General features: G+C 62.4%; 7 protein-coding genes and 1 pseudogene. 5 read left to right on the top strand and 3 right to left on the bottom strand.

Annotation, left to right across the window (positions count from 1 at the left end; translation table 11 throughout):
- The 3 genes and pseudogenes from I0Q12_RS08420 to I0Q12_RS08410 all read left to right on the top strand — a co-directional run.
- Positions 1 to 542: pseudogene (locus I0Q12_RS08420) on the top strand (hypothetical protein); the annotation flags it as partial.
- Positions 490 to 765, top strand: a complete 276-nt coding sequence (locus I0Q12_RS08415; RefSeq protein WP_231610294.1) for a cytochrome P450 — start codon at positions 490 to 492, stop codon at positions 763 to 765. The pseudogene I0Q12_RS08420 and the gene I0Q12_RS08415, both read left to right, overlap by 53 nt.
- Before the next feature lie 336 nt (positions 766 to 1,101).
- Complete coding sequence (locus tag I0Q12_RS08410) at positions 1,102 to 1,614, top strand: nuclear transport factor 2 family protein (RefSeq protein WP_307846118.1); 513 nt, start codon at positions 1,102 to 1,104, stop codon at positions 1,612 to 1,614.
- A gap of 78 nt (positions 1,615 to 1,692) precedes the next feature.
- On the opposite strand, the gene I0Q12_RS08405 is transcribed toward I0Q12_RS08410, so the two are convergent.
- Entirely contained in the window at positions 1,693 to 2,577 is an 885-nt protein-coding gene (locus tag I0Q12_RS08405; RefSeq protein ID WP_231610278.1) for a TIGR03619 family F420-dependent LLM class oxidoreductase, read from the bottom strand.
- A gap of 59 nt (positions 2,578 to 2,636) precedes the next feature.
- Positions 2,637 to 3,047 carry a VOC family protein gene (locus I0Q12_RS08400; protein ID WP_197251494.1) on the bottom strand — a complete coding sequence of 137 codons (411 nt, stop codon included), beginning with the start codon at positions 3,045 to 3,047 and terminating at the stop codon, positions 2,637 to 2,639.
- 123 nt (positions 3,048 to 3,170) lie between these two features.
- Between I0Q12_RS08400 and I0Q12_RS32390 the strand changes: the two genes are divergently transcribed.
- Together I0Q12_RS32390 and I0Q12_RS08395 are read left to right on the top strand one after the other, a co-directional pair.
- Positions 3,171 to 3,965 (top strand): ThuA domain-containing protein, encoded by a 795-nt coding sequence (locus tag I0Q12_RS32390; protein WP_307846117.1) that lies wholly within the window; start codon positions 3,171 to 3,173, stop codon positions 3,963 to 3,965.
- Entirely contained in the window at positions 3,962 to 4,813 is an 852-nt protein-coding gene (locus I0Q12_RS08395) for an SDR family NAD(P)-dependent oxidoreductase (RefSeq protein WP_307846116.1), read from the top strand. Before I0Q12_RS32390 ends, I0Q12_RS08395 begins: the two co-directional genes overlap by 4 nt.
- 108 nt (positions 4,814 to 4,921) lie before the next feature.
- On the opposite strand, the gene I0Q12_RS08390 is transcribed toward I0Q12_RS08395, so the two are convergent.
- Positions 4,922 to 6,538, bottom strand: a complete 1,617-nt coding sequence (locus I0Q12_RS08390; protein WP_231610277.1) for a PEP-utilizing enzyme — start codon at positions 6,536 to 6,538, stop codon at positions 4,922 to 4,924.
- Between the last annotated feature and the right edge of the window lie 175 nt (positions 6,539 to 6,713).

Here is a 6,713-nt window from a genome sequence, read left to right as displayed (position 1 = left end):
CCGAGAAGGACGAGCCCATGATGCTCCAACTGACTCAACAGTTCTTCGGCGCATCAGACGAGGAGCTGAACGCGCGCGGCAATGCCGATCCAGAGACCGCTGCGGCCGCCTTCATGGAGTCAGCGATGGCGTTCAACTCTTACTTCAGCGAACTCAGTGCGAAGCGCCGGGCCGAGCCGGCCGACGACTTGGCGACGCACATCGCGAACAGTCGGATCGACGGCGAACCGATCAACGACGGCTATGCCAACGGCTGGTATATCGCAGTCGCTGCCGGCGGTCACGACACGACGACGTCCTCGATTCTGCATGGCCTCCATCAACTGGCGCTTCACCCGAAGTTGCTCGAAGAGCTCCGCAATGACTTGACTCTGGTCCCGGGGTTGGTGGAGGAGAGCGTCCGATGGGCAACGCCGGCCAAGCACTTCGTGCGCACTGCTATGGAGGACATCGAGCTCGGTGGCGCCAGTGAAGAAGGGGGACCGAGTGATGGTTCTGTGGGCGTCGGGCAACCACGACGAGGAAGTATTCGAGAACCCTGAGACCTTTGATATCAGGCGCACCACTCGACATCTCGCTTTCGGATCTGGCATCCATACCTGCGTCGGAATGCACCTTGCCAAGCTTGAAATGCGAATCCTGTTCGAGGAATTGATTCCGCACATGAAGTGCCTCGAGGTCGTCGGCGAGCCGAAAGCGGTGCGAACCAACTTCGTCGGTGGTTTCAAGAGCCTCCCGGTGCAGATCACCAGCACCGCGAGTTGAGGTCTTCCGGGACCGCATCCTGCGGTCCCGGAAGACCTCAACTCGCTCAACTGGCAAGCGCGAGACAGTCTTACAAGGGAACACAAGAACTTGGAACGCCCGAGCAGCGCGGCAGTTTGCCCCGATCTCGAAGCGTTGCGTGAGCAACGGATGCGGGTCGCGGCAATGTTCAGCGCGGCTTCGCGGAATCGAGTCGTTCACACGTCCTCGGCGGCACACGCGGCGGGCAGAACCGCTGAAGTACACAATAATATTGTGCCCAATTACCAAGGATGCGAAAGAGTCTCCCGACATGCACACGGATCGATCCATCGGTCGGAGGGAAGGAACAGAGTCGTGACTGTTACCAGGGACGCCGCTTCGGCGGAGATGGCGGCAGATCTGCAGCGCCTGAAAGATATCGAGGAGATCAAGCGCCTCAAGGCACGCTACTTCCGATACGTCGACCTCCACTGGTGGCCGGAGTTGCGGGAGTTGTTCACCGACGATGCGGTCTTCGAGATCGGGGAATCGACTACTTCGCCGCGGACTGCCGACGAGTTCATCGCCTCGATCGAACGGCACCTCGGTCAGGCGATGAGTGTCCACCATGGGCACATGCCCGAGATCGAGATCGTCGGCAGTGATACGGCGCATGGGATCTGGGCTATGTTCGACAGGGTCGAACCCGGCTCGGACAGTGAATATCCCGTGCTGACGGGCTTCGGGCACTATACCGAGGAGTACCACAAGGTCGGCGGTCGGTGGCGTATCGCGCGCTTACGGCTGACCCGACTCGCGCGTTCGGTCGACGGTCGTGTGGTGGACGGGTCCGAGGTGCGAGGGCGCCGAGACTTCGTCGAACCGTAGCTCTTCCGTCCGCCGACCGGCTTTCCCGCTACGGCGATCGCGGTAGTGGGAAAGCCGGCCTGGTCGAAGGCAGGCCCATCACCGGCATGGTTTCGGATGCGCTCGACCAACTGCGCGTGCGGCCTCTAGAACAGGCTGCAGGCCGGCCACCTTGGCCAGCCAGTCCTGTCGCGACGTGATGTCGGAGCAGAAGTTTGCCTCTACGATGACCGCTTCGAAGCCCTCCTTTGCCGATTCCACAGTGCGTTCGGCGATTTCCTCGACCGTGAGGAGCTTTCCGGCTGTGGACTGCAGTGCAGCTCGGTAGATGACGTTGAGGGGTTCGAGGTGCGCGGGGCGCACAGCGTTCATTTCGGCGAGTGTATCGGCGGCCTGGGTGATGGGCATCGAGCCGGGATTCCACAGGTCGTAGTGCAGGGCGGTGCGACGCAATCCCTTCTCGGACCACATGCCGGACATCAGGCGCGGGTGCGGCTTCTGGAAGGGTTTGGGCCGCACGATCGACAGAGGCACATCGAAGAATTCGCCGTGGTGTTCGACTGGGTCATCGACCCAGCATTTCTTCAGTACCTCGACGAACTCGTCGATCCTTCGACCTCGGGTTCGTGGGTCGACACCCACGGCACGGTGCTCCTCGTGAGACCAGCCGACACCGAGCCCGATCGCCGTGAGCCGTCCCTCGCTGAGTTGATCGATGGTGGCGAGTTCGTTGGCGAGTTGTACAGGCCAGTGATTGCCCGCGACCAGGACGCTGCTGCCGATGCCGATGCTCTCGGTCCATGCCGCGACAGCGGACATCATTTCGAGCGGTGCGTAGACGGACTGGTAGACCTCGGGTTGTGCGGCAGCACTGCCGCCGTACTCGCCTCCCTGTTCCAGGGCATACATGAAGTGGTCCTGTACCCACAGGTGTGCGAACCCCATGTCCTCGGCTGCCTGCGCGACATCCTTGATCACGTGCATATCGACCACGGGTCCGAGCTGAGGCAGGACCAATCCGACGCTTGTCATTCTCGATCCGTTCAGGAGGAGGGGCGGTCGACGAACTCGACGAGGTTGCCATCGGGGTCGCCGACGAGAGCAATCCTGACGCCCGGACGCACTTCCGTCGGTCCCTCGACAACCTTCTGACCGGAGTCTTCAACGGCCGCCAGCAGCGCATCGAGATTGTTGACCGAGACGGTCCAGTAGCGCAGACCGGTGGAGTCTCCGAGTCCTCCGGGCACAGCCCGTCCACCGGGTTCGCTTTCGAACTCGACGATCTTGAGTACGCAGTCGCCTACCTGGAAACGCTTGACCAGAAAGCCGTCCATCGGCACGTCGGGCAGCGCCGGGAATCCGAGCACGTTTCCGTAGAAGTTCACCATCGCGTCCTGGTTGACGGTTACGAGGCCGATATCGATGGTCGGCTTCACGAGCTGGGCGGCGGGCATGAGGGCTCCTCGACGGCTGGCGAAATTGGGGATTTAGTCGTTATCTAAACAATATATAGCAAGACAGATCGATGTGTTCCAGATTACGATATTTTTGCCGCTTGCCTATCGAGGAGGGTGTTCGTGGAGATCGCTCCGAGGGTTCTCGTTGTGACCAAAGGTCATGCCTACGACCGTAATGCGTTCAGCGCGATGCTCGATTCGCTGCCGAACCTGGAATGCACACAGGTAGAGCAACCCGCCGCTCAACTGCACTTCGCCGGCGTCGAGCCGGAACGCTGGGACGCGTACCTGATGTACGACATGCCGGGCTTCGCCTTCAAGCCCGATCACTCCATGCCCGGGGTGTTCGATCCCCCGGAAACCTTTCGCGAAGACTTCACCTCGCTGGTGGAGCGTGGGCACGGCTTCGTGTTCGTGCATCACGCGCTCGCCGCGTGGCCGACCTGGGACCGGTACGCAGAGATCATGGGCGGACGGTTCCGGTTCATCCGCGATGAGCAGAATCCCGACTCGGGTTACCGCCACGCGGTGGAACAACGGGTCACACCGGCCTCCGATGTCGCACGGGCGCACCCCATCCTCGCCGGTCTGCAGGATGGATTCACCATCACCGACGAGCTCTACCTCAACGAAGTTCACGACGACGCGATCACGCCCCTGCTGACGACGGACGCCGAGCTCACCGACCGTACGCTCTGGTCCACATGGAACGCGGTCGTCGGCCGCCGGGACACCAACGACGGCTGGCAGCATCCGACCGGCACCGGCACGGTCGCATGGGTCAGGGATCACCCCCGCAGTCGGATCGTCTATCTGCAGTTCGGCGACAGCGCCGCGGCGTTTGCGAACCCGTCCTACCGGCGGCTTCTCGCAAACTCTCTCAACTGGGTATCGGACAGAAGGAGTTTCAAGTGAGCAAGGATGACCTCGTGGATCCGTTCCGACTCGACGGCGAAGTCGCGGTGATCACCGGTGGATCGCGAGGGATCGGACGGGCGATCGCAGAACTGTACGCAGCCCGGGGTGCAGATGTGGTCATCTGTGGACGCAATGAGGCGCTGGGAAAGCAGGCGGCTGCCGAGATCGCCGGATCGGTGCAGTTCATCCGGGCAGACGTCACCTCCGAGGAGGACGTCCGGGCACTCGTTCACTCGGTAATCGACGAGTTCGGCTCGCTGACCGTTCTCGTCAACAACGCCGGTCCAACCGACCTGCTGCACAGCCGTGATGTCGACGGGCCGATCGGTCATATCTCACTGGAGAACTGGCGCAGAGTGCTCGACCGGACCCTCACCAGTGCCTTCCTACCCTCTCGCTACGTCCTTCCTGTGATGCTGGATCAACAGCACGGAGTGATCGTCAACATCTCGTCTTTGGCTGCAGCACAAGCGATGCCGGGATTCGACACCTACTCGGCGAGCAAAGGGGGATTGGAGGCGTTGACCCGCTCGATCGCGAGCGGGTACGGCCATCTCGGAATCCGCTGCAACGCGATTCGTGTCGGAAGCATTGCTGTCGATCACGGGGACGGCAGCAGGAGGCGTTACGCGGCCGAAGACAACGCTCCTGACGCCTGGCGCCGAGCGGTACCACCCCCGGAAGGACATCCGGCTGACATAGCCCATGCGGCACTCTTCTTGGCCGCACCCGCTTCGGCGTACGTCACCGGCACGGTGCTGCCCGTCGACGGTGGTCTGGGAGCGCGGTCGCTGATGCCGTGGCAGACTCCACGACCGGAGATGCTGGCGAAGATGGACGGCTGAGTTCGTTCGAGGAATGTGACGGCCGACCGCACCCGAGGTGTCCACGAACCCGGTTCGAACGACGAGGGGGCTTGCACCCACCGGGTGCAAGCCCCCTCGACTGTCAACTCAGTGCACGGTAACGGTGCCGGCAGCGCCGTCGACGGTGAGCTTGGCTCCGTCCTTGATCTTCTTGGTGGCCCCGCGCACGCCCAACACGCAGGGGATGCCCAGTTCGCGGCTGACGATGGCAGCATGACTCATCGGAGACCCGACATTGACCACCACTGCCTCCGCGGACGTGAAGATCGGGGTCCAACCCGGATCGGTGAGCGGAGCGACAAGGATTTCGCCGGGCTCGAGATCGGGGGCATCTTCCGGATCGGTGATGATGCGCGCTATGCCGGTCGCCGTTCCGGCACAGGCGCCCAGGCCGTGGAGTACCGTTCCGGCTCCGGCCGGCTCGAGATCCGGATCCTTCTTCTTCTGCCAGGTGGTGACCGGGGGAATTTCGCCGTTGATGAAGAAGGGCGGCTCCAGTTCGTCGAGAGCGTCGTACCATTCCCACCGCTCGGCGATCACCGGAACGAACGACCGAGGATTCTCGATGAAGCTGTCGAGCTCCGATTCCAGCAGCATCGAGATGTCGTCGGGACGGCCGAGGACACCCTTGTCCGTGTAGCGACGCCCGAGTTCCCAGATCGGCAGTCGTGCTTCGTGGAGGACACGGATCGTATTGGTCTTGCCCTGCTCCCGCGAGCGCGAGTACAACTCCGCGGAGCGCAGCACCGCCTCGAGCTGAGCCAGAGCCTCCGCGTCACCTTCGAGCCGACGGCGGATCTGCTCGGTCAACTCCTTGCGCTCCCGGCGCAACCGGTCGGCCTGGACGGAGGGAGACTTGCTCTCGTCCTGCAAACGCATCCGGTCGATCATCCCGAGGGGAATCCGGCGATGGGTTTCCCACGTCTTCGGAGTCGCGGACCATTCTTCGGTCGAGCGCGACCCGAACTCGTAGAGGAATCGGTCGAACTGGGTGACGAACTCGGCTGCGGCCTCGCTCGAACCGGCCCGAAGTCTGTCCTCCAATCCGTCGATGCCCTTCTCGAATTCTGCGGTGAGCTCGTCGTCTTCTCTGACCAGGCGACCGAGCTTCCACATTGCTTCGTTCGGGGCAGCGGAGGCGATGTCACCGAGTCCGCCCATGAGCTTGATAGCCAGACTCGGGTCGCCGAGGCCGGCAACGGCCTGATCGAGCGCTCCGGTCACCACAGAGCCCTCGTACACCATCCGTAGGTGGGTGCGCAGGATCTGCGCGTACGGGTCGCGCATGATCTGCCGCTCGCGAGCGAGGAGTTCGGCGTCGGACAGGGCGCTGAGATCCGGACGCTCTGCACGAAGCTTGGCCGCCTGCTCCTTGTGCTGCTCGATATCGGGTCGAGCCGTCTCGCTCAGAACACGTTGCACGGTAGCCAGAATGCGGTCGGTGTACTCGGGCTTGGCATCGTCAGGATGCGGTACGTATGGCGGAGCTTCGATTTCCCCGAGATAGGTTCGGTCCATCAACTCCGGGCTGGCGCCCGGCATCCGTGCACCGAAAGTTCGGGAGTTCGACAGATTCAGGTAGATGTATCCGTGGACCATTCCCTGGATGTCGATGAGATCCTCACGGAACTCGTCGATGTCGAAGGCGCCGAACTCGACCAGTGCCTGCTTCCATTCACGCTCGGCCGGCGGTCCGCCGATCATGCTCCACATCAAAGGTGTTGTGACGCTTGCAGAAACCTCTCCTACGTTGGCTCGCGTGTAGACCGGCCATCGCTCGCTGATCGGAGTGTCCACGATCCAGCGTCGCGTGATATCGACCATTGCACTCTCCCTCGCTGTGATTCAGATCTCATGCATTTAACTCCATTGATCTACT

Source organism: Rhodococcus sp. CX, from assembly GCF_015865005.1.
Taxonomy (GTDB): domain Bacteria; phylum Actinomycetota; class Actinomycetes; order Mycobacteriales; family Mycobacteriaceae; genus Rhodococcus.
This window is presented reverse-complemented; position numbering and strand designations above follow the sequence as displayed.

Bases quoted from the DNA above. Each gene is read 5' to 3' on its own strand.
- I0Q12_RS08415 (WP_231610294.1), top strand. From the start codon at position 490: ATGGTTCTGTGGGCGTCGGGCAACCACGACGAGGAAGTATTCGAGAAC.
- I0Q12_RS08405 (WP_231610278.1), bottom strand. From the start codon at position 2,577: ATGCACGTGATCAAGGATGTCGCGCAGGCAGCCGAGGACATGGGGTTC.
- I0Q12_RS08400 (WP_197251494.1), bottom strand. From the start codon at position 3,047: ATGCCCGCCGCCCAGCTCGTGAAGCCGACCATCGATATCGGCCTCGTA.
- I0Q12_RS08390 (WP_231610277.1), bottom strand. From the start codon at position 6,538: ATGATCGGCGGACCGCCGGCCGAGCGTGAATGGAAGCAGGCACTGGTC.